This window comes from Embleya sp. NPDC001921 (assembly GCF_053594475.1).
In genome coordinates, this window is sequence record NZ_JBSFEO010000033.1 from 33093 (window position 1) to 53480 (window position 20388).

The 20388-nt window shown below is 68.6% G+C and carries 17 protein-coding genes and 1 pseudogene; 8 read left to right on the forward strand and 10 right to left on the reverse strand.

The annotated features are described in order from the left end of the window. Nucleotides 1–62 precede the first annotated feature (62 nt). Complete coding sequence (locus ACWCPW_RS32685) at nt 63–1790, reverse strand: ankyrin repeat domain-containing protein (protein WP_449765168.1); 1728 nt, start codon at nt 1788–1790, stop codon at nt 63–65. Nucleotides 1791–2389: 599 nt separating this feature from the next. Between ACWCPW_RS32685 and miaB the strand changes: the two genes are divergently transcribed. From miaB to ACWCPW_RS32710, 5 genes are all read left to right on the forward strand, one after another. Further along, complete coding sequence (miaB, locus tag ACWCPW_RS32690) at nt 2390–3901, forward strand: tRNA (N6-isopentenyl adenosine(37)-C2)-methylthiotransferase MiaB (RefSeq protein WP_449765169.1); 1512 nt, start codon at nt 2390–2392, stop codon at nt 3899–3901. Nucleotides 3902–3908: 7 nt separating this feature from the next. Beyond that, nucleotides 3909–4844: a tRNA (adenosine(37)-N6)-dimethylallyltransferase MiaA gene (gene miaA, locus ACWCPW_RS32695; protein WP_449765170.1), complete on the forward strand. Its 936-nt coding sequence runs from the start codon at nt 3909–3911 to the stop codon at nt 4842–4844. Nucleotides 4845–4929: 85 nt separating this feature from the next. Then, nucleotides 4930–5790: an SDR family oxidoreductase gene (locus tag ACWCPW_RS32700; RefSeq protein ID WP_449765171.1), complete on the forward strand. Its 861-nt coding sequence runs from the start codon at nt 4930–4932 to the stop codon at nt 5788–5790. Then, nucleotides 5787–7181 (forward strand): FAD-binding protein, encoded by a 1395-nt coding sequence (locus tag ACWCPW_RS32705; protein ID WP_449765172.1) that lies wholly within the window; start codon nt 5787–5789, stop codon nt 7179–7181. Before ACWCPW_RS32700 ends, ACWCPW_RS32705 begins: the two co-directional genes overlap by 4 nt. 205 nt (nt 7182–7386) lie before the next feature. Beyond that, nucleotides 7387–8097, forward strand: a complete 711-nt coding sequence (locus ACWCPW_RS32710; RefSeq protein WP_449765173.1) for an LOG family protein — start codon at nt 7387–7389, stop codon at nt 8095–8097. Between the two features lie 51 nt (nt 8098–8148). On the opposite strand, the gene ACWCPW_RS32715 is transcribed toward ACWCPW_RS32710, so the two are convergent. The 4 genes and pseudogenes from ACWCPW_RS32715 to ACWCPW_RS32730 form a co-directional block, all read right to left on the reverse strand. Next, the gene (locus ACWCPW_RS32715) at nt 8149–8643 is read right to left on the reverse strand and encodes a hypothetical protein (protein ID WP_449765174.1); all 495 of its coding nucleotides are present in this window, start codon (nt 8641–8643) and stop codon (nt 8149–8151) included. A gap of 211 nt (nt 8644–8854) precedes the next feature. Continuing rightward, nucleotides 8855–9613: a DUF1266 domain-containing protein gene (locus tag ACWCPW_RS32720; protein ID WP_449765175.1), complete on the reverse strand. Its 759-nt coding sequence runs from the start codon at nt 9611–9613 to the stop codon at nt 8855–8857. Nucleotides 9614–9823: 210 nt separating this feature from the next. After that, nucleotides 9824–10510: a hypothetical protein gene (locus ACWCPW_RS32725; RefSeq protein ID WP_449765176.1), complete on the reverse strand. Its 687-nt coding sequence runs from the start codon at nt 10508–10510 to the stop codon at nt 9824–9826. 113 nt (nt 10511–10623) lie between these two features. Beyond that, nucleotides 10624–10855, reverse strand: a pseudogene (locus ACWCPW_RS32730) (IS110 family transposase); the annotation flags it as partial. Between the two features lie 304 nt (nt 10856–11159). Between ACWCPW_RS32730 and ACWCPW_RS32735 the strand changes: the two are divergent. Then, nucleotides 11160–11558 (forward strand): hypothetical protein, encoded by a 399-nt coding sequence (locus ACWCPW_RS32735; protein ID WP_449765177.1) that lies wholly within the window; start codon nt 11160–11162, stop codon nt 11556–11558. A gap of 377 nt (nt 11559–11935) precedes the next feature. Here ACWCPW_RS32735 and ACWCPW_RS32740 read toward each other — a convergent pair whose 3' ends face one another. Further along, nucleotides 11936–12448 (reverse strand): MarR family winged helix-turn-helix transcriptional regulator, encoded by a 513-nt coding sequence (locus ACWCPW_RS32740; protein ID WP_449765178.1) that lies wholly within the window; start codon nt 12446–12448, stop codon nt 11936–11938. Nucleotides 12449–12500: 52 nt separating this feature from the next. Here ACWCPW_RS32740 and ACWCPW_RS32745 point away from each other — a divergent pair, with 52 nt between their 5' ends. After that, nucleotides 12501–13115, forward strand: coding sequence for a TIGR03086 family metal-binding protein (locus tag ACWCPW_RS32745; RefSeq protein WP_449765179.1), 615 nt, complete (start codon nt 12501–12503; stop codon nt 13113–13115). Nucleotides 13116–13918: 803 nt separating this feature from the next. Continuing rightward, the gene (locus tag ACWCPW_RS32750) at nt 13919–14524 is read left to right on the forward strand and encodes a dihydrofolate reductase family protein (protein WP_449765180.1); all 606 of its coding nucleotides are present in this window, start codon (nt 13919–13921) and stop codon (nt 14522–14524) included. A gap of 146 nt (nt 14525–14670) precedes the next feature. On the opposite strand, the gene cas6e is transcribed toward ACWCPW_RS32750, so the two are convergent. The 4 genes from cas6e to casA form a co-directional block, all read right to left on the reverse strand. Further along, nucleotides 14671–15429: a type I-E CRISPR-associated protein Cas6/Cse3/CasE gene (gene cas6e, locus ACWCPW_RS32755; RefSeq protein ID WP_449765181.1), complete on the reverse strand. Its 759-nt coding sequence runs from the start codon at nt 15427–15429 to the stop codon at nt 14671–14673. A 4-nt stretch (nt 15430–15433) separates the two neighbouring features. Then, entirely contained in the window at nt 15434–16177 is a 744-nt protein-coding gene (cas5e, locus tag ACWCPW_RS32760) for a type I-E CRISPR-associated protein Cas5/CasD (protein WP_449765246.1), read from the reverse strand. A 41-nt stretch (nt 16178–16218) separates the two neighbouring features. Next, nucleotides 16219–17349, reverse strand: a complete 1131-nt coding sequence (gene cas7e / locus ACWCPW_RS32765; protein WP_449765182.1) for a type I-E CRISPR-associated protein Cas7/Cse4/CasC — start codon at nt 17347–17349, stop codon at nt 16219–16221. A 64-nt stretch (nt 17350–17413) separates the two neighbouring features. Beyond that, a complete protein-coding gene (gene casA / locus ACWCPW_RS32770) occupies nt 17414–19705 on the reverse strand; it encodes a type I-E CRISPR-associated protein Cse1/CasA (RefSeq protein ID WP_449765183.1) in 2292 nt (763 codons plus the stop codon). Nucleotides 19706–20388: the final 683 nt, after the last annotated feature.

Sequence of the window (20388 nt, forward strand, 5' to 3'; positions counted from 1 at the left end):
GGCCTGCAACACCCTTCGCGCCGCCGGGCCGGGCGCTCCTGCCTCGGCCCGGCGGACGCGGCTCATGCCGACTGCCACTGGAAGGCGACCTCGTCGCGGTGCGTGGGGCATTGCACGATGTAGCCCGCGCCGTTGTCGCCCCACCGGTGCGGCACACCGTGCCCGGAATCCATCTGGAGTACCGGCTGCGTCATGCGATGGTCACCGCGAGGGCACTTCGGGTACGCGGGGTCCTGGACCCAGTTCGGCCACCCGCCGAGCTTGTCGCCTTGGCGGTTGAGCCCGAACACCACGGCGCGTTCCTCCGGAAGCAGCGCCGACTCGTCGGCCTCACGGTATGGATAGTCCTTGACCGCGCGCGCCCATCCGACTATCGGCCGCTCGGGGAACAGCCCGACGCCCGCAGGCGGTATACCCGAACGTCCGCCGGTCGCGTCGACGATCCGGACCAGGTGACCCCTGGAGAAGGCCCGGTACGGGTTGCAGGCGATGCAGTGGAACAACTGCAGCAACCCCGAGCCCAGGTCCGCTCGGGCGCGCCTGGGCACCGTCGCGAGGTCGAGTTGCACGAAGAAGGTCAGCGAGGCCGCGCAATCGCCACAGACGGGCCATGGCTCATCCGTTCCCAGCCAGGGCGGGCCACCGAATCGCGAAGCGTCCGACCGGTTTTCCCCGTGCGCTGCCTCAACGAGCGGGCTCCAGGCGGGACGCGCAACCCCGGCGAGCTTCGCCTTGGTGGCCCGCATGATCATCTCGGGCGTACGCGCGCTCGCGCCGGCCGCTCGGAGCAGTCGCACGATCGCGGTCCGCCCTTGCTTCCGAGCAGCGGCGAGCGCGTTGCGACCGTCCTCGTCCCGGGCCTGGAGATCGACCCCGGCGGCGAGCAGGTCCCGCACCACCGAAACACGTCCTCGATCCGCGGCCAGCACGATCGGCGGGGTGCGGTAGTGATTGTCCGGCGCGTCCCGGTCGACCCCCGCGGCGATCAGGTGCGGCACGACCACAGGCTCGTCGAAGGCGATCACCTGCCCCAACGCCACGGAGAGGTCCCTCGGCTCGACGCCACCGTGATCCAGGACCGCCACGGCGACGTCGGTCTGCCGCTCCTGCACCGCGACGATCAACGCGTCGCCCAACGTGCCCGAATCCTGTGTCGGCAGCAACTCCCGCACCCTCGCGAGGAAACCCCGCCGGGTCGCCTGGACCAGGTCGGCATCCTCGGGCGCGAAGACCTCGGCCCCCCGCGCACGCAGCAGTTCCACCATCGCGGTGTCGCCCGTCTCCAGCGCCACGTCCAGCGGGCGACGCAGGGCGTGGGTCAGGACGTTCGGGTCCGCGCCGGCGTCGAGCAGGGCCGTCAGCACGGCGTGTGCCCCGGCGCGGATGGCCGCGATCAACGGAAGGCGGCAGTCGTCCTGGCTGTCGCGATCGTACGGACGCGCGTCCGTGCGCGCATTCGGGTCCGCGCCGCCCTCCAGAAGCAGCACCACGATGTCCTCGTCCGCCGCCGTGGCCGCAACCCACAGCGGGAACGCGTGCGATTCCGCGACCGGTCGCGCCCCGGCGGCCAGGAGCGTTCGCACGAACACGGCGTTCCCCCGACGCTCGGCCGCACGCGACATCGCGACATCGAGGTGCCATCGCGGCGGCTCGTGCCGCAGCACGAACTCCAGGACGTCCAGACGATCACCCTGTGCCGCGGACTGCAACACACGCCCGACTTCGCCCGGCGCCTCCATCTTTAACATCGCTGCCATTTCACCGCTGTCGAACAGCTCCGCCGTACGCATGGGCCACACCGTAACCGCCGGCCCGGACAACACTCTGCGCGAACCCTCCCGCACCCGCTGTACGGCTCGGCACGAGGTGACCAGCGCCGAAGGTCCGTCGCATGCCTGCCGACTGTAAAATCGCGCCGGCTTTCGGATGGGGATTGACGAGGATTTTCCGGGCGTACTAGCCTCGCGTCACAGATCTTCAAAGGATCATCAAGACAGTCGGCCCCCTGAAGGGACCGACTGTCCGGCTCCTCAAAAGAGCCGGGCGGCGCTTCTTCGAACGACGCCGCCGACGACCCCTCAAAAGGGTCTTACACAAGATGACAGGCTCCTCAAAAGAGCCGAGCGGGACCTTCTCAAAAGAGGCCCGACCACAGCCCGTCAAAAGGGCTCGACACAAGACGAACGGCTCCTCAAAAGAGCCGAGCGGAGCCTTCTCAAAAAAGGCTCGCACCCAGCCGCTCAAAACGGCAGCACATACGGCGATCCGCTTCTCAAAAGAGCCGATCGTCTCCGGTGGATCAAAACCTCCCTGCCCCGTCGCTCTACGGGTGGAGAGCTCTCGTTGACTACCGTTCGGTTGGTGGTTCGAAGGCAGGGGAGTCCTCACGATGACCGATACCTACGAAGTACGCACGTTCGGATGCCAGATGAACGTGCACGACTCGGAGCGTATCGCGGGCATGCTGGAAGCCGACGGCTACGTCGCCTCCCGGGCCGGCACCGTCGGGGACGTCGTGGTGTTCAACACCTGCGCGGTGCGAGAGAACGCCGACAACACGCTGTACCGCGCCTTGCGGGCCCTGCGTGACAAGAAGCATTCCGGCATGCGGATAGCCGTCGGCGGCTGTCTGGCCCAGAAGGACCGGGACGAGATCGTTCGCCGGGCCCCGTGGGTCGACGTGGTGTTCGGAACCCACAATCTCGGCTCGTTGCCGGCCCTGTTGGAACGCTCCCGTGTCGCCGACGCGGCACAAGTGGAAATCCGCGAAGCACTCGAAGTATTTCCCTCGACGTTGCCGACGCGGCGAGAGTCGGCCTATGCCGCCTGGGTGGCCATCTCGGTGGGCTGCAACAACACGTGCACGTTCTGCATAGTGCCGGCCCTGCGTGGCAAGGAATCCGATCGTCGACCCGGTGACGTGCTCGCGGAAATTCGTGCGATGGTCGACCAAGGTGTACTCGAGGTAACGCTCCTGGGTCAGAACGTCAACGCCTACGGTGTCGAGTTCGGCGACCGCATGGCCTTCGCCAAACTGCTGCGCGCCTGCGGCGATATCGAAGGCCTGGAACGGGTGCGGTTCACCAGTCCCCATCCGGCGGAGTTCACCGACGACGTGATCGACGCGATGGCCCGGACCCCGAATGTGATGCCGCAGTTGCACTTGCCCCTCCAGTCGGGTTCGGACCGCGTATTGCGGGCGATGCGGCGTTCCTATCGCCGCGACCGCTACCTGCGAATCGTGGAGCGTTGTCGGGCGGCTCTGCCGGATCCGGCCATCACCACCGACATCATCGTCGGGTTTCCCGGGGAAAGCGACGCCGACTTCGAGGACACCCTCACCCTGGTCCGCGAGGCGCGCTTCGCCCGCGCCTTCATGTTCAAGTACTCCAAGCGCCCGGGGACTCCGGCCGCGACTCTGGGTGATCAGGTTCCCGCCCCCGTCGTGCAGGAGCGGTTCGAACGACTGGTCGCCGTGCAGGACGAGATCAGCCTCGCGGAGAACCGACGCCACGTCGGCCGGGCCGTCGAGTTGATCGTCGCGGAGGGCCAGGGACGCAAGAACGACAGGACCGGACGCCTGTCCGGACGCGCGCCCGACAACAGACTCGTGCATTTCATGCCCCCTGACCCGGGCGCCGACGCCGGCGACGGGCGCGGCCCGTTGCGTCCCGGTGACGCGGTCACCGTGGGCATCACGCACGCCGCACCCCACCATCTGCTCGCGGACGGCGGCCTGATGAAGGTACGCCGCACCCGCTCCGGAGACGCCTGGCAGGGCCGACTGGCCCGCACCCCGGTCGCACCCGTCCAACCGTCGCGGCAGGCCACGCTGCTGGGGATGCCCGCGGCACCCGGCACCCGGCCGACGACCACGTCCGGCTGCGGCACCACCCGTTGAGGCCGCGATGAACCGGCGGCGCGTGGTCGCGGTGGTCGGGTCGACGGCGACCGGGAAATCGGACCTCGCCGTCGTCCTGGCCCAGCGGCTGGGCGGGGAGATCGTCAACGTCGACGTGAACCAGATGTACCGGGGCATGGACGTCGGTTCCGGGAAACCGTCGGAAGCCGAACGCGGCGGCGTACCCCACCACTTGTTCGATCTGTGGGACGTCACCGTCAGAGCGACGGCCGGCGAGGTCCAGCACCGGGCACGAGAGCAGATCGATGCGATCCTCGACCGCGACCGGACACCGATCGTGGTCGGCGGTTGTGGCCTGTATCCCCAGGCCGTCCTGGATCGCTTCGAGTTCCCCGACACGGACGCGTCCTTGCGCGCGGAACTCGAGGACATCCTGCGCGAGATCGGCCCTGCCGCGATGCATCGGCGACTCGGGAAGGCCGATCCGCACGCGGCCGCGTTGATTCCGCGCACCGACGGCCGCCGAATCGTGCGGGCGCTGGAGGTCGTCGCGTTGACCGGTCGTCCCTTCGCGGCGAGCCTGCCCACCTTCGAGTACATGCGGGACACCGTGCAGATCGGGCTGACCGGCGACCGAAACGCGTTGGATCGGCGGATCGCCCTGCGGCATCGACGCATGTGGGACTCCGGCCTCCTCACGGAAGTCCGGCGCCTGGCGGCCCTTGGCCTGCGCCGGGGTGCCACCGCCGCGCGCGTGTGCGGATACCGGCAGGCGCTGGCCGTCCTGGACGGACGACTCGACGAGCGACGCGCGTACACGCAGACCGTCGACTCGGCACGGCGCATCTCCCGGCGCCAACTCGCGTGGGGGCGACGCGACCCCCGGATCCATTGGCTGGCCTACGATCGCGCGGACCTGGTCGACACCGCGCTGTCCCTCCTGACCGCCGACGCCGGGACGCCGCTTCGTGGTCGAACATAGCGATCTCCGAGCGCTACAGCCGACTCGGGCGAATGTGTGCCGAACCGCCCGAGCCCGGGACGGCCACCGCGGACAGTCCGGCAATGTGATCCTGGTGACCGGCGGCACCGGACGAGTCGGCACGGAGTTGGTCCGCGTACTGACCGGGTTGGGCGCAGCGGTTCGGGTCCTGACCCGTGCGGCCTCGAAGGCGGAGCCGGCCAGGGCCCGGGGCGCGGAGGTCGCCGTCGGGGACATGAACGATCCGCAAAGTCTCGAAGCCGCCCTGCGCGGGGTGGATCGCGTGTTCCTCTTGTCGAAGGGGGAACCGGCACAGATCCGGCTTCAGCACAACATCGTTGTCGCCGCCGCAGCGGCCCGAATCCGTCGGCTGGTCAAGGTATCGGCGATGGGAGCCGGCCCCGACTGTCCGCAGCAGGAGGGCCGGTGGCACGCGCGGACCGAAGACGAGATCGCGGCGACCGGGATCGCCTTCACCCACCTGCGACCCAACTTCTTCATGCAGAACCTGAGTCTCTACACGCGATCACTCCACGAGGGCGTCCTGCGAGCGCCCATGGGAAACGGTCGGATCAGCATGATCGACCATCGGGATGTGGCCGCGGTCGCCGCCACTGTCTTGACCGAAGACGGCCATGACAACCGGATCTACACGCTGACCGGCCCCGAGGCCCTGTCTTTCATCGATGTAGCCGCACGACTGTCGACGGCTCTCGGTCGCCGGGTCCGCTACTCGGACGTACCCCTTGCACGGGCGCGCGAGCACTGGCTCGCGCGGGGGCTTCCATCGTGGCAGGCCGATTCCCTCGCCGACCTGCATCGCGCCTACCGGACGGGCTGGGCGGCGGAGCCCACCACCACGGTCGCGGACCTGACCCGTCGGCCACCGCGCTCACTCGACACGGTCGCCGTCGAGCTCGTCCAAGGGTTGGCGGCCCATCCATGACCGCTGTACCGATTCGAACCGATGACGCCGCCAAGGACGCCGCCACAGGGGATTTCGGTGGCATCATCCGTCACCGACCCGCCGCCGTAGTGGAGGTCACCGACCCGGATCAGATCCCGGCCGCGGTGCGACTGGCCGCGGAACGCGGCTGGAGAATCGCGGTGCAAGGACAACGACACAGCACCCACGGACAGGCACAGGCACCCGACGGCCTTGCGCTGTCCACCACCGGCCTCGACCACGTTCGCGTCGACGCGGGTTCCCGGGAGGTAGACGTCGGCGCGGGCACGCGATGGGACACGCTGACCAGGCATACGCTCAGGCACGGCCTGATCCCTCCCGTTCTCACCGACTTTCTCGGTCTCAGTGTCGGCGGCACACTGTCGATGGGTGGCATCGGGGGATCCTCGTTCCGAGCGGGCAGCCAAACCGACAACGTCAACGAACTGACCGTGGTCACGGGAACGGGGCAGACCCTCGCCTGCTCCGGGGAACACAACCGCGACCTGTTCGACGCGACCCGCGCCGGCCTCGGCCGGTTCGGGGTCATCGCGTCCGCCCGGCTTCCCCTGGTGCCGGCGCCGAACGCGATCTACACCTGCAAGGCGCTCTATACCGACATCAGCCACATGATCGACGACCAGCGAAGATTGACCGCCCGAAACGGCGTCGGCTTCGTCCAAGGCTTCGCCGTCCCGAACAGCGGGCCCCTGCTCCGCCGACGATTCGGCACCGAAACCACCCACCGGGTGCCCTCGTCGAAGGCTCAGCCCTGGCTGTACCAGATCAAGATCGCGATTCCGTGGAACGACAGAGGATCCGATCGAGCGGTCAGGGACTCACTGGACGGCTTGGCCGTCACCCCCGACCGATGGACGGTCGAGACGCGGAGAACGTTCGAGTTCGCGGATCGCATGGCAGCCGAGATCCGGGTCATGCGTGGCCTCGGGCTTTGGCAGGCTCCGCATCCGTACCTGAGCGTCTTCCTACCCGCCGACCGGGCACCACACCTGATCAACACCTTCCTCGGCATCAGAACACCAACGGAGCAACACCACGGACCCATCACGATTCAAGTCTTGGCCGATCGCGCCCTGCGGACCCCGAACCTGCGTCTGCCCTTCGGTGAACACCACGTACTACTCAGCCTTCTCCCCAATACACACCCTCCCACCTCGGCCCGGACGCAGTCCCTGCTGACCGGCAACCGCCTCATCTACGACGCCACCCGTCGCGCGGGCGGCACGCTCTACCCCTTCGGATCATTGCCGATGACCGATGCCGACGAGCGCCGACACCTCGGTCCGCTCCTGCCGCAACACCGCGCGGCAAAAGAGCGATACGACCCGTATCGCGTTTTCGGTGGGCCTGATTTCGGGCCACGCCGGTGACGCTCCGAGACGTGATGGGCCCGACGTGGCAGACCCGCGTGGCGCACCCCTCGGACAGGAATCGCGGGTCACGGCCCGCGAAGCCCCCGCCGTGTCCACTTCACCGACGTCAAGAGATTCGGTGCGCATGCCGTCATCACCCGCCGCGGCGCGAAATTGCCTGCGACGGTGCGCATTTCAGAAAGGACGACGAGCCGTGCCCGGAATGAGGAATGACACGGGACCCGTTGCTTCCACGGGGCCACTCCGCACCGACGATCACGCGCCCGCCTCCCTCACACCCCAAAGGCCGCGACTGTGCGTCTTCTGCGGATCCGCCCGCGGGCGCGGTTCCACGGACTTGGAGGCGGCGCGCCGCACAGGCCACGCGATCGCTCGTCGAGGTGCCGAACTCGTCTACGGGGGTGGGGCGGCCGGCCTGATGGGTGCGGTCGCGGACGCGGCTCTCGAAGCGGGCGCGCGGGTCGTCGGCGTGGTCCCCGAGCCCCTGGTGATCGCCGAGTTGGCGCACCCGGGGCTGACGCGGCTCGAGGTGGTGTCGGACATGCACCGACGCAAGGCACGGATGGCGGAGGCTGCCGACGCCTTCCTCGTTCTCCCGGGCGGGCTGGGCACTTTCGAGGAAATGTTCGAGATATGGACATGGGCCCATCTCGGCCTCCACCAACGTCCCCTGGGCATCCTGAACGTCGACGGATATTTCGACCCTCTGCTGCGGTTGGTCGAATCCGCCGTCGACGCCGGTTTCGTTCCGCCGCGGTCCGGTGACCTCGTCATCGTCCGAGAGCAACCGGAACAACTGGTCGACGACATGCTCGCGCGAGCCGCCGCAGCCGGTGATGCGCCGACACTCGACCCTCTACAGCACATAGGCGAACTCCTCACCGAGCGCAACGAACGCGAGGCGAGTGGATAGGTGCGCATGCCTCATCACCACCATCTCCCCTGCGGCCACTCGGCATCGAGATCAGCGCACCGCCGGCGGCGAGTCTCCTCGGAGGCGGGAACTCAGACGCAGGGACAGCCCGCGGCGTAGGCGAGCGGAGGCCCCCCGAAGAGTCCCGAGCCTGCTCACCTCGTCCGTCTCGAGCTCCGGCCGAGCCGCGAGGGCGAGCACGGCGGCATAGGGCCGTTCACCGTACTCGAGCCTCGTCGCCACGGCGTCCAGGACGGCTCGAAGAACGATGCGGTCAGCGCCGGGATGTTCCGCCAACAGGTGGAGAAGCCTGTTGTCGTTCCAGACACTCTCGCGGGCCTTGGTCAATTCCAGGAGCGCCGCGGGCGGGGTGTCGGGATTGCCGGCCAGGGCGTGCCAGACGAAGGCGTACGGACATCGCGCGAGGCGATGCAGGACAGCGCTGTCCTTCGCGGTACGTGCCAGTTCGAGGTAGTCGGCGGGCGTGGGCGCGAGGATGGCCTCTCGGAATCGTCGAGGCTGCCATTTTGCGCCCTCCACGATCACCTACGGGAGAAGTCTCAGGCCGCGCGATGCACTTCGATGAACGTCGAGGGTCGCGGCATACGATTCCCGGTCGTCGAGCAAGCGGCCTGCGGAAGACCCTCGACGAGTGGCGGGACGGGCTCGGCGGCGTGTGTCGGTCGCGACCTTGCACTTTCGGGGTCGTGGCCGTTCTCGTGGCGCCGATCCACATCGATCGAGACCCGCCCGTTCGTCACAGCGGTGTCCACGGCAGGGTCACCCACGGACTGCGTGGGTCGCTCATGAGGCGGTGGTGGGCCGCGAGTACCTCTTGGTACCAAGATCCGTACTTGTCGCCGTCGAACCACAACACGCGCCCGAGTGCGTACCCTGCCGAGAACGCCTCCCACGAGGCGTAAACGGCGCGGCACAAACGACCCGCCTCGGCCACCTTGGGCACTGCCTCGGCTGATGTGCAGTAGCCCGCGCCCACCGCCCACCGGGCCATGGTCACCGCGCGGGCGAAGTCGAACGCCGCCACAGAGGTCACCACCTCGCCCGACGCGAGCAGACCGTCGGCTCGGAAACGCTCCTCGTAGCGAAGGATACGGCCGATCGGGTCGGGTGACTCCTGACGGTCGGACTCCTCCGGTACCGCGGTGGGGAGCACCCTCTCCGTTTCGAGTCGCCAGCGCGCCGGATCCGCATAGTGGTGCCGATTGCGCAGGTCCAAGGCCAGTTCCGCATCCTTGGGGATGTGGTTGGCCTGAAACAGGCTCGCGGTCGCCCGTTCCCATCCGTGCGTATCGCGCACGCCCCACGTGAGTTCCAGTGAGCTCCGGTCACGGCGCGGTCCCTCGAAGTGCGGCCCGATCGTGTTCCAGGCGACCCGGTTCACGATCGAGAGATGCACCCCACAACCCAGCCCGAACGCAACCGGGCCCTGCTGATACCCGTCGTCGTCGGTGATCACGGCTTCCTGCTTGGGCTGCTTGTTCTTTCGTCCGAACATCATCTCTCCTCCCGCTCTTTCCCAGGTAGGCCACGCCACCTTCGGGCCCCACGAAGGGTGATCGGCACAAGCGTGTGATGTCGCAGAGCCGGCGGAGGTATTCGGATACCTTCCACTCACGGGCAATCGTTTCGGCGTGAGGGGCGGACACGGCACGCGCGGCCGTGTACCGGCACCGGGCTCTGGAGCACAGCCCCGATCACCAGGCGATCAGCGACGCCACTCGATGGGCGCGGCCGCGAGATCCGACCCGCGGTAGGTGACCGCGTCGAGCGACGCGGCTGCCGGCAACAGGAATGTTCTGCAGTCCTCGTGCGTGACGTTCTTCGTGAACGAGGGAAAGGTGGAGGTCGGACACTTCTCGAGGCTCCCGAACAGGAGCACCGGCGAGATTCGTTGCTTGCGATCGTCGAGGCCCTCGACGTGGGAATTCGGTGAGGTGAAGGAAAGGTCGCTGTCCGAGACGTTGGTGTAGGAGACCCGCACGTAGTACGGGACCGAACCCTTTTGTTCCTCCTTCAGGGCGAACCCGGCCTGTACGAGATCTTGGATCGATCCCTTTTCGATCGAGATGGGTTTGATCCGCACGGACCCCTTCTTGGCGCCCGACTTGACCTCCGCGACGGCTGATTCGCCCAACTTCAACCGGGTTCCGGCCTTGGTGAGCGTGGTGTCGCCGGACGACGCGCCTCCTGAAGGCACCGACAACGAGGAACTCGGCGGCGCGACGGAGGAAGGCGAGGCAGGCGCGTCACTGCGCTCCGCCACGGTCGGACTCTGTGTCTCCTCGGGTTGCTCGTGGCTCTTGTCGACCAGCTTCCCGCCATCCCCACTACTCCCACAGCCGGAGGCAAGCACACTCAGTACGGCAACCGAGGCGGCCACCACAATTCGCATTTTCATACACCATGATCAATGCCGACTCGACGTGGACAGCTAGGAAAATCACGCCCACCAACGAAGCTGTCCATCGCACGAACAGCGGATGAAGGCCACCCTTGACTCGACCTCCGGTATCCGGTCGGCAGCACCAGCGCGTCCTTGTGGGAGCTGTAGTCGAAGGCCCGCTCCAGCGCCCGGGACGACGCCGGTCAGCACGTCCCGCAGTCGGTTGATCATCCGCACCCGGCCGGCCACCGAGTCGCTACGGTGAGCAGTCGGGAGCGCGAGGTCGGCCGCCGGCCGGGCGGGGACGTCGATCGTGGCGCAGTTCCCTCGTTGACAGGCGGTTTCGGCGATGACGACAACCCCGAGTCGCACCGAGGTCCAGGGCAGCCGACCCCCGACCAAACTCCTGAAGTAGCGTCTACTGCCGGGCGCTCCGAAGGCAAGGAACCGTGAGCCAGACCCGGCCCTTCCGGGCCACGTAACAACTTACGGAGGAAGTGCGGGCTTCGACGCATTCGGCCTGATCGCTCAATGGGAACCCGCCGTCGCGGCCTATCGAGAGTCCCGTGGCACCGACTTCTTCTGGGACGCGCCCGAGAATCCGCATGGTGACGACCTTCCGTTCGCAATCGAACGCCACTATCGCGGCTACGACTTCATGCAGGCCGGTTTCTACTACGAGATCCTGCGTCACGAGTTGCCGGATCGACTGCGCACCCAAGCCGACGCCTTCCTCGGCCGCATCTTCGACGACCTTGGGCAGGACTGTCCCGAGCGCTCCCAGGACTTGGACGACGACGCGGCCATCGAGTTCGCGGTCTCCGGAACGTTCTACTCGATGCGTCCCGAGACGGCGAGGGCTGTGCTCGCACACGCGAGATCGGTGCCGTGGCCCGCGATGGAGAACATCGCCACGCGAGCACGGCCACCGGCGCGCATCACTCGGCACGACGTCTGTGACATCGAGCACTTTCGCGTCATCGTAGGGATACAAGAAAGCTGGCTGGAGGATGCGGTCGACGCAGGACGTGGACTGATCGTCCTCTTGAGCCATTGACCAAGGGAGGAAACCCAGCCGCGTCCCCAGGGCCGGGTCGACCCGGACGATGGGAGCACCCACCGGCGCGATCGAACACAGTCCACGCGTTCGAGGTCGCATGCTGGTGGAGGCCCTGTCCGGTGGCGCACGACCGACCACGACACCAATACCGGCGTACTGGTCATCACTCCTCCTTCGACCGGCGGGGGGCGATTCCGGATGTGCGAGCGTCGCGCACCGACACGGCATCGCTCGCTCCGAGGACGACCTCGAACGCTACGCGCGAGCGCCGGCTTCCCGGCCGGGGCGACGGAGTGCCCACACGGCAGGCTCGCCCGCCCGGGCCCAGGCGCCTCTGTGGCATCTTCCTGCACCACCGCGAAACGCCGCCCAAATCAGTCGCCGATGCTGTCGGGGGGCAGTTCGGACAATGTCTGCAACGCTCGGAGGAAGCCGACCCGGTCCGTCTCGGGCAGCCCGGCCAGCAGGCGTTCCTCCCACGCGCGGATCCCGGATCGGACGGCGGCGCGCACGCCGCGTCCCTCGGCGGTCAGCGACAGCAGTCGCACCCGCCGATCGTTCGGGTCGGGACGGCGGCGGATCAGCCCGCGCAGTTCCAGGTCGTCCAGCACGCCGATCAGGCGGGTCTTGTCGGCGCCGATCGCCTGCGCCAATGCGGCCTGGGAACGCACCGGTTCGGCGTCGAGCCCGAGCAGCACCGTGTATGCCCACATCGTCAGACCGTGCCGGCGCAGCACCGGGAGCTCGGCGGCCATCAGGGCACGCCCGAGCGGTACGACCATCGCCGCCAGGTCCGGGCGAGCGGAGTCGCGAGGAGCGGCGTCGTCCGCGACGCGCGGGTCGTCGCCCCGGTCTTCGGCATCGCTGTCGGTTGCGGTGTCGGCCATGGCACGAAGATACGGGTCGAAACAATGATAGTCATGTGCTTATCATAAGCTCATGCACACTAAATTGGAGTACATCCGAGAGGTCGACGCCCGGGCCGTGCGCTACAGCGTCGAGCTGGTCGAACGGGTCACGGCCGACGATCTCGACCGCCCCACCCCGTGCGCGGGGTGGGCGCTGGCCGACCTCCTCGCCCACATGACCGCCCAACACCGGGGCTTCGCGAAGGCCGCGGCCGGGGACGGCAAGGATCGGGCGCACTGGGCGCTTCCATCCCGCGGGCCGGACGCGGCCGCCACCTACCGGGAATCGGCGGCCGCGGTGATCTCCGCCTTCGCGGAAGTACCCTCGGAGGAGACGGAGTTCGACCTGCCCGAGTTCGGGGTCGCCCACGGCTTCCCGGCGGACCAGGCGATCGGCTTCCACTTCATCGACTATCTCGTGCACGGCTGGGACGTCGCACGCGCCCTGGACATCGCGTTCGAGCCGGACGACGACCTCGTCGCGGCGGGCCTGCCGGTGGCCCTGGCCGTCCCGGACGACGACCACCGACTGCGGCCGGGCGCCGCCTTCGCGCCGAGCCTGGACACCTGGGACCAGGCCGAAACGCTGAACCGCATCCTTCTGTACCTGGGGCGCTCGCCACAGTGGCGGCCCACGACCGGATGACATCGCGAAGCGCCGCCGACAAGAAGGGGCGAATTCCCGACGCGGCCTTCCGGGACGGCGCGCCTGGGCATATACGCGCGTGAGAGCCGGCTCGGGACTCGTCGCCGGTCTCTTCCGGGCGGAGGCCGGGACGGGGAACGCGCGATGGGTCCCTCGACCCGTCGATCAAGAGTCGACATGGGGCAATGCGAGCAGGGTGCCATGTGGGGAGAAGACCACCGCCGCCCCCACATCGACGAGGCAGGTGACCAGCACGTCGCCGGCTTCGCGCCGGGTGGGCGAGTCCCACAACCGCGGAGCACCGTCGCCGCCGCCGGCTGTCCGACATCGCGCCCCGACCAATGCCTGCGAAGACGGCGTGTTTATCCATCCGGGCCCCACAGTCCGCGTGCCACGATCACCCGGACCGGGCCGTACCGCCCTGGATACGCGACTCCCCGGGGCGACGGAGCGCTACCAGTGCAGCCGCCCACCACGAAGCCGCCCCTCCCACTGTCCTGACGCGTTGCGGGAAGCGACCCGACCTCGCCTGCCGGTCCACACGAGGACTTCCGTCGCCGTGGGCACACACCACCCTGCGGGCGGACAGGGTCGACGCCCTTTCGGAGCCTGATCTTCGAGACTCTTGTCAGGAAAGGCGGTAAATGTGAACCTTTCTCCCAAATGCCAAGATTCCATCGGGTTGCCGGAGCCGCTCCTCGACCAAGGGGATCCGGAGTTCCTGCTCCTCGGGCACCGATGAGTTCGACCGACTCACGCAGTCGAACGAAGCGGAGCGTCCGCCACTCGCCAGGAGGAACGTCATGAGGAAGATCACCGCCGGCCTGTTCATCTCGCTCGACGGAGTCGTGGAGGCGCCGGAAACGTGGCACTTCCCGTACTACGACGACGAGATGGCCGCCGCCATCGCCAATTCGGCCGACACTCTGCTGTTCGGTCGCAAGACCTACGAAATCTTTGCCGGCGCGTGGCCGGACCGGGAGGCGGCCGGCGGCGACGACGCAGGCTTCGCACGCATGTTCGGCGATGCTCGCAAGATCGTGGTGTCCAAGCGGAAGCTCGACTTCACCTGGCGCAACTCCGAGCAACTCGACGGCGAATTCGTCGACGCCGTCACCGCCCTGCGCAAGGAAGCGGGCGGGGACATCTCCATGAGCGGCTCGGTCTCCATCGTCCGCCAGCTCCTGGACGCCCACCTGCTCGACGAACTGCACCTGTTCGTACACCCGATCGCCCTGCGCTCGGGCATGCGCCTGTTCGACGAGGCCGACACCCCGATCCCGCTGCGACTGCTCTCGTCCCGCGCGTTCGCGACCGGCGTGCTCCACCTCATCTACGCCCGAGCCGACTCGGGCGGTGAGGCCACGTACGAGGACGTCAAGACCCACCTCCCGCAGGCCACCGAGTAACACACGGAAGGCAAACACTCCGGTGTCGGCCGCGACGGCATCGACGCCGAAACGCAATGCGCTCGAAGCGGGGCCGCCGGGCGGCGATGCGATCCTGCCTGGACGGCTGCGGCGATCGGCGCCCACGCATGGAGCGCTCCGTGTCATCAGTCGTCCTGTCGGGTGGCGGCCAAGGTCAACAAACCGCAGCCGTAGGCCTTTCCCGGGCCGAGGCCGCCGAGGAGGCGTGCGGTGAACAGGTCGGCGTCGGTGACGCGGAGCCTTCCTTCGAAGGTGGCGGTCGTCAGGACGACGGGTGGCTCGCCTCGGCCGGCTTTGCCGAACGACTGCCGTCGCCGGCCCGCAATGCGTACGTCGTGTCCCGCTTGGTTCTCTTCCAACGGTTCGAGCCCGGGGGCAACGGGGTCGGTTCGTGATTCCGGGATGGCGAATCCCCAGCGTGCGCAGCGCTCAAGGAACCATTTCAGTTGGTGATGAGCGGTGCGGTGCCCCATCCGAAACGATCGAGAGCCGGTCTCGGATCGACGTCCTTCCTGGGCCGTGGTGGGCGCCTGTGGGGTGCTCGTGTTCTGAACCGGGTTCGCGGTGACGCGAAAGGCGAATTCGCGGCCGGCCGCGATCCGGGCGAGCAAGGGTGCGTAGTCGCGGACGACGGCGTGTTCGCCGTCCGCGTCGGGCCAACCGGCGCGTTCCACGATGTGGGTCCAGTCTGGTTTCGACTCGGTGAGGACGAACAGCGTGGGTCGTCGCGGATTGTCCGTGTCGAGTCTCCACAGGACGCGCTCGTCCATGGGTCGGTCGGCGACGCCGCCCATGACCGCGCCGCGCATCGCTCGCGGGTTCGCCAGGAGGGCGCGGCTCTCTCCCCGCAGCGGGTTGATGCGGACGCGGGACAGGTAGGGCATGGGGTCACCGGTCCAGGAGTGCGAAGGGGTCGTGGCCCGTGTTCTCGTCGGCCGCCGGTTCGGCGGTGTCCGGGTCGGTGGGCATCGGGATCCATTCCTGGCGGATGCGTCGGCTGGTGTAGGCACGGCGTAGCGGGTGGAAGGAGAGGGGTTGGTCGTGGGCCACGTCGTCGCCTGCCGGGTCCTCGAAGGTCGCCGACAGGTGGGTGGGGAGCGGTCTTCCGCCCTGGGTGTGGCGTTTGCGGGTGTATTCGCCGACCTGCCACTTCTCGCTTCGGAGTGCCTCCTCGAGGGTCGTGTCCCTGACGCCGAGGGTGATCGGGTGTGTGGGTACGCACGACCGGCGGCCGAGAGCCAGGGGGAAGGCCGGCTTCGAGACGACCCGATCGAGTGTGGTGATCAGTTCGGTGGGACCTTCGACGCCCGCGAGAAACGCGGCGTCCTGGAGATAGAAGCGTTGTGTGACGTGGGTGTGCTTGACCGGCGAAGTGAGCTTCTGGACACCCTTGGCCGTCACCCCCGCCTGGGGCAGCGGTTGCCCGCGGTAGTCGCTGACGATGTGGTAATCACGCAGAAGAGATCCCGCCCGATCCACCCGCACGCCCACTCGAAGCCCGGCGAGATCGGTGATGTCCGCCTCGCGTGGCCGCCCGGCGGCTGCGGCGAGCAGGCCGACGATTCCGGATTTGGTGGGTTCGGGGCGGGTCTCGCGGCGGTTGAAGGCGCTGCGGTCGCCCCAGGACTGCATCGGCCCGGCAAGGCGCAGCAACAGCACCCGGCGGTCGGCGGTCACCGGGCGTTCCTCGCCTCGAGTCGGCCGGTCAATTCGGCGAGCAGTTTCGGGAATGCGTGTCCGTCGCCGAAGACTTCGGCCAGACGGACACCGGCAGTGGATTCGGGGGCAAACGTGTGGCAGACCCTCACGTGGTCGGCGGCCTGCCAGTTCTCGCTGATGCGGGTGTATTCGTCGGCGAGGCGGAGGGCGGACTCGGCGGCGATGCCGTCTGTGCCCGGGACGGGTTCCTCGAACGCGGAGACGAGGTTGACGGGTTGGTCTCCGCGGATCGCCACGACAACGAGGCTGGGCAGGGTGCGGTGGGCGAACGTGTTCTGGTGCCCGGAGGGCACGGCCCGTGCGAAGTCCTGGACGAACAGCCCGACAGCCTCGATCGCGGCGTCGGGGTCGCCGAGGTTGGCCTCGAGTTGGTGGAGGCCGAGGGTGGCGTAGCGGTAGAGGGTGGCGGAGTTGAAGCCGACGGTGCCGATCATGCCCACGCCGGTTTCGTCGGCCGTGTTCTGGTCGTCGACGGCCGTGTAGTAGTCGAATTCGAGTTCGACGGCGTGGGTGGACAGGGCGTGCGCGACCTGGGTGGCGGCGTCGACGTTGAGGGAGGGGATGTCGGCGACCATGCGGCCGAACAGGGCCACGTCCATGGGGTGCCCGCTGCGGAGGCGGTCGGCGACCGGCAGGTTCTTCACCGCCGCGACCAGGGCCGCGTCGTCGAGCGCGACGAGAGCCTTGGCGTCGTCGGCGACCAGGTCGACGATGTCCTCGACCTGGCGGTGGCCGTAGAACAGCAGGTAGGCGGTGTCGCCGGCCTTCTTGCCGGGTTTGACGCCCAGTGGGGTGAGCAGTGCGGTCGCGAGTCGCTGTGCCTGTTCGGCGTCCACTCCGGTGCGGCCCAGACGGTGCGCGAGCTCTGCGGCGATGCGCTTGGTGCGGGTGCCCCGCCCGCCCTCGGGCTGGTGGGAGGCGAACTCCATGCGGGTCGCGCGTTTCCACGCCTGGGACGACACGCGGGCGCGGCGGACGCCGCCGAAGTAGGCCTCCTTGGGGTTGCCCTGGTCGTCGCGGTTGAGGTTGGCGGGCGGAACGGTCTGCAGGATGTGAACGTCGACGTACGTGCGGGCGAGGGTCATCGGTTGCTCCGGGATTCGGATCGGGTGCGGGCGGGTGCCGGTTGGTCGAGGCCGGCGCCGGTGTTCAAGGCTTGGGTTCCGCGCCCGCTTTCCGGCCGTAGTAGTCGCGCCCCCAGCGTCGGCGGACCCGCCGTCGACCGTCGGGAAGTTCGAACTCGCGCAGGTCCTCCAACAGGGCGTTGTAGTCGAGCGGTTGGCCCGCGGTGCGCAGTTGGGTGACCAGGCCACGGAGATGGACGCGCAGCGCCTCGGGCCCCGCCGCGGTCGCGGCTGCGTCCACGCGTCGGTCGACCGCCCGTTCGTTGAACCTCCGGGAGGTCCGCAGCGCGCGCAGGGCTTGGCCCGGACGTACGCCGGCCTTGTGCATCGGTGTCGACTGCGCCTGCTGATGCAGCCCGAACAGGGCCAACGCGGCATGCTCCGCCCGCTGTTCCGGGGACATGCGGTCCTGGTGGGCGAGGCGTTCGTCGACCTCGGATACGCAGAAGGCCCACACTTCCCATGCCTCCCCGGGCGGCGGCCCGAGGCCGGTACGCATCGCCGCGAGGTCCGCGCCGGGCGGCGGCCCGACGTACCCGGTCGCGTGGTCGACGCGCCAGCGGCCGTCGACGCCGATCCGGGTGTCCCAGTACCGCTCGCGCTGTTCGGCGTCAGGCATCGTGGTTTCCTCCGTGGGCTTCACGGCTGCCTCGGGTCTCTCGGCGGCTTCGCGGGCCGCCGTGTCGGCGGCGCGGGCGAGGGTGCGCCGCAGGTGGTGGTGCCAATGGTCGTCAGCGGTGGCGAGCCGATACGCGCGATTGCGACCCGTGGTGGTCCTGTCGGTGATCGTGCGCCCTGCAAACACAGCGGGTGTGGCGGCGGACACGACCTGGTCGGCCATCTCGCCCGCGTGTCGCCAGGCGAGTTGCTCCCACGTGAGGATCCGCTGTTCGACCCGGTCGGGCTCCTCCCCCGCGTCGCGCAAACTCCGCAGGAGTCGTCGAATGGCGGGGTCGAGGGCGTGCAGGAGGGATTCCCCGGGGCGTTGGCCCTTGTCCCAGGGGATCGGTTCGGCGCCCGCGGCCCTGCGCAGGTCGCCCGAGAGGTGGTTCAGGCCGCGGGCCAGCTCCTCGGCCTGGTCGACGGCGTCCAAGAGCGCCTTGTGTGTGGGGCCGTCGGAAGGCAGGGCGGTCAGCGGCAGGGGAATCGTGTCGAATAGGACGTCGTCGACGACCGCGGACTGGGTGCCGTACGAGATGCCGGTCATCTCCAACCGGATCGGGTAGCCGGCGGGCATATAACGTGCCACGTCGCGGAGTTGGTCGAGGAGGACGCTGGTGGCGTAGCCGGCCGCCTCCTTCCCGTCCTCGACGTCTCGATGTCGAGTGCTTTCGAGGAGGACGTCGAGGCTCCGCCAGGCGGCCTTGCCGGGTTGGTGCCGGCGAGGTCTGCGGACCGCCGGACCCTCGGGTTTTCTCCCGACCGGGGGAAGCGACCACGTGGTGTGGGGTTCGTAGTCCGGGATCTCCCCGAGGCGATCGCCTGCGGCGATCACGACCCGAGTGACGCGCGGGCCCTTCGGGGTTTCCTCGGGGACGAGGCGGATGCGTCGCGACTGCCACGTCCACAGGTCCAGCAGACCCTTGGCCGCCCGCTCGTTCCATTCGGGCCCCGCGTCCCGTGCCCACTGCGGTTCGTCGTCGGGGGTTCGTCCCGTGCGGTGGGGCAGGTTGAGCAGGATGGTGTCGTACAAGGTACGCCCGAGGGGGGTGACGACCCCGAGTCGACCAAGGGGCCCGGTCGGATTCCCCGTGGTCTTGCCGGCCCGGACCTTGTCGTCGCCGACCACGCCGGTCTTGATCGCGGCGGTGTCCCAGCAGTGCGTGTGGAGCAGCCAGTGCGCGGCCTCGGCCGGGGTGAGTGGGAGAGGGTCGCCCTCGGTCCGCGACGCGAACAGGGGCACGTTGTTCCCGGTGGCGGCCGTGGCAACGAGCAAGGCCGCGCCCTTCGTCTCGTCTTTGGCTGTGCGCAGCCCCGCGACCTGCGCGAACGGGTGCTCGGCATGGAACAGGTCGAACCGGTCGTGGTGCTCGCGGAGATACTCGGCCAGATCGCTCGACGCTTCGTCGGTGAAATGCCCCTCCCGAAAGCGTCGGAGCCAGTCGTCGCGGTCTCGGGGCGGACCTAGGGCCGCCCACACGATGGGCAGGAAGAACTGCCGGAGCAGGGCGGGAGTGTGAGTGGGCTGCTCCACCACGAGTCCGGCGTAGTCCGCCGCTCGGATCAGGGCCTGACGGCCGGTGTGAACCTGGGGAGTTCCGCCGCTCAGGGGGCGCAGCGTGAGCCAGGGTTCGTCGAGCAGGTTGAAAGTGGGCATGGGAAGGACCGCCGAACTGTTCCCGTTCGAAAGAAGTTTCGGGAAAAGCCTGCCGCAATCCGTGAGGAGGAATAGGCGGAACGCGACAACCTTCCTCGGCCTCGGAAATCCCCGGCGAGGATTGCCCAAGCATGTGTCTCGCATGAACGAAGCCCGCTTCACTCGCCTCGCCGACGCGACGAGAGAGCGCCTGCGCAGCAGCGTCGCCGACCCGGGTCACCGTCTCGGGCGGCGCCTGCCGGGCGTGCCGGAAGGCGGTTTCCCACCGGCCGAGGGCGACTGTTGAACGGCCCGGCCGATTGTCGACCGGGACCATCCCCGCAAGCGCGGGGCCAACCTGGCTTCCAGCCATCTCACGCAGCCGTACCAGGGAACATCCCCGCACACGCGGGGCCGACGCAACCACGACTCGCAGCGATTTCGCGTTCGAGGGAGCATCCCCGCACATGCGGGGCCGACTACAGGCCACCCATCCTGGATGCCGAGGCCGAGGGAACATCCCCACAGACGCAGGGCCGGCACCGAACGACCCGGGACTCTACCAGTGCCGACGCCGCTCCCACACGCTCACTTGGGGCGGTCCAAACGACGCAGCCGACCGGAATGCGGCTATCCGCACGTGTCGCGACGGGGCCAGACGTGGTGGGGACCGCACGACCGTCCGACCATGGGCTCTATGCTCG